Origin of the sequence: Paraburkholderia sp. UYCP14C, from assembly GCF_004197395.1 — a bacterium.
In the GTDB taxonomy this organism is placed as follows: domain Bacteria; phylum Pseudomonadota; class Gammaproteobacteria; order Burkholderiales; family Burkholderiaceae; genus Paraburkholderia.
Genome location: NZ_SELS01000219.1, coordinates 1 through 1808 on the forward strand (window position 1 = coordinate 1; position 1808 = coordinate 1808).

Annotated in this window: 2 protein-coding genes; one reads left to right on the top strand and one right to left on the bottom strand. The window is 54.5% G+C overall.

Going from position 1 to position 1808, the window contains the following annotated elements:
- On the top strand, positions 1–309 hold a 309-nt coding region (locus tag EVC45_RS44390; RefSeq protein ID WP_248295485.1), incomplete at its 5' end, for a transposase.
- 200 nt (positions 310–509) lie between these two features.
- On the opposite strand, the gene EVC45_RS44395 is transcribed toward EVC45_RS44390, so the two are convergent.
- The gene (locus EVC45_RS44395; RefSeq protein WP_129964335.1) at positions 510–1364 is read right to left on the bottom strand and encodes a sterol desaturase family protein; all 855 of its coding nucleotides are present in this window, start codon (positions 1362–1364) and stop codon (positions 510–512) included.
- Between the last annotated feature and the right edge of the window lie 444 nt (positions 1365–1808).

A 1808-nucleotide genomic window follows, 5' to 3' on the forward strand; every position in this document is an offset into this window, starting at 1 on the left:
CAGGGCTCAACCGTCAGTCTGGATGGCGTCTACGACTGCCGCGAAAACCGCCGTGCGATCTTCAACCGCGGCATGAGGCCCAACATTCCCGAGAACCCGCGTGGGCGCAAGGCACCGAAGCGCGGTCGCAGACGGCATTTCGACGCGGCCATCTTCGCGGAGCGCTTCAGCACCATCGAGCGCGTGTTCGCCTGGGAGGACACCTTCCGCCGCCTGCTGCTGCGCTTCGAACGCATCAGTGCCGTGCACTACGCGCTCAAGACGCTCGCCTACACGATGATCAACCTGAGGCACTACTGCCGCAGCTGATCGCGGCCCTCAGGGCGGCCTGTCGCTACTTCGCCGGCGCATTGCGCCATGGCCGCGCGCGTCGTTACCATGTCGATCACTTCGCAAATCACACTTCCGCTTCGCGTTGCCTGTCTTGCCAACTCATGCATTTCATGAAACATATGCATTACTGATCAAATGCAACTTCAGTCTGCTTGAAACCCGCAATCAGTTGCTCGTCAACTCTCCTGCGCTATGCTGTCAGATTTGGCTTTGGACCAACGGCTTTGTTCAAACGGAAACATAAAGTAGTCGCGCACGGTGAGAGGCTCGGGTTGATTGCGAAGGCCCACTTCCGGCCATTCGTCCCTTTTCGGCCAGTATGCCGTGCTGAAGATCGTGTCCCAGATGGTCGTAAAGAACCCATAGTTCCGGTGCCGGTGATGCAACTGAGTTGAGTGATGAATTCGGTGGAACTGACCGTCTCCGATGATATATCGCAGAGGCCCAAGGTTGATGCGGGTGCTGGAGTGCGAGAGATGCGCCTGAAAGGTAATGAGGGTCATGGCAGCAGCCGGCACCACGCCAGACTCGAAGTGAATCAGCGCGAGCGGTAACGCTACAAACAAGGCGTAGATAACCGGCTCGGAAATGTGATGATTGCAATTCCACGCTGTCAGTTCGCGAATCGAGTGATGAGTAGCGTGCAAGCGCCACAGGAATGGCACGGCGTGCTGTGCACGGTGCATCCAGTAGTAAAAGAAGTCACCGGCAATTGCGACCAGAACGCCTGAAAGGATGGCGAAAGCCGTCTCGATAACTGCGTTGTTAGAGTGAAGCACTGTTGAAAGATTGACCGTCAGGAGCGGCTTGACGCCTAACCATTGCAAGCCCACAGCGTACAAGTGCCAGATTAGCGCGCCGCATCCAATCCGAATGGCCCAGTTCCGTGCGCCGCGAAGGTACGACGCAACGCTGTATCGATAAGCCGGAAAGGCAATCTCAAGAGCTGCGCATATCGTGGCAAAGATCGCAAGCAGTTTGAACGATTGGACGGCGAACTGGGCCATCTGGTGGATATCGGCAGCATTCATTGTTTGCTCCGGTGAGCCGATCGAATTCGGTGATCTCTTGTCGAAAAGCTGATTGCCAAAATGGTCGGCTTCTTCATAAGTATCATGCAGTTACGGGACTCAAGAAGGACACCGATGTAGAAACTATGGTGCCGATCAATATCCGCGCCGATGGACATTGCACGCCACGAGGTCATGCAAAGTGTCTATTGAGGCTGCCCTAACACGGGGACTATGCGGCCGGAAGCGTCATCACTATCCGCCATTTTCTAAAATCGCAAAAATCAATTGTTTGGATAAGACGCATTCGCTTCACAAATGACTTTCTCAATACAGACTCATGAGGTGGTCGAAGGGCAGCCTCAAAAGCGAGGTGCAACACTTATCTGGCTCCGGTGCAAATAGGTAGCGTGGTCGAAATAATCTTTATAGATTTGGATACCTTATCGATTGAACAGGACGGCG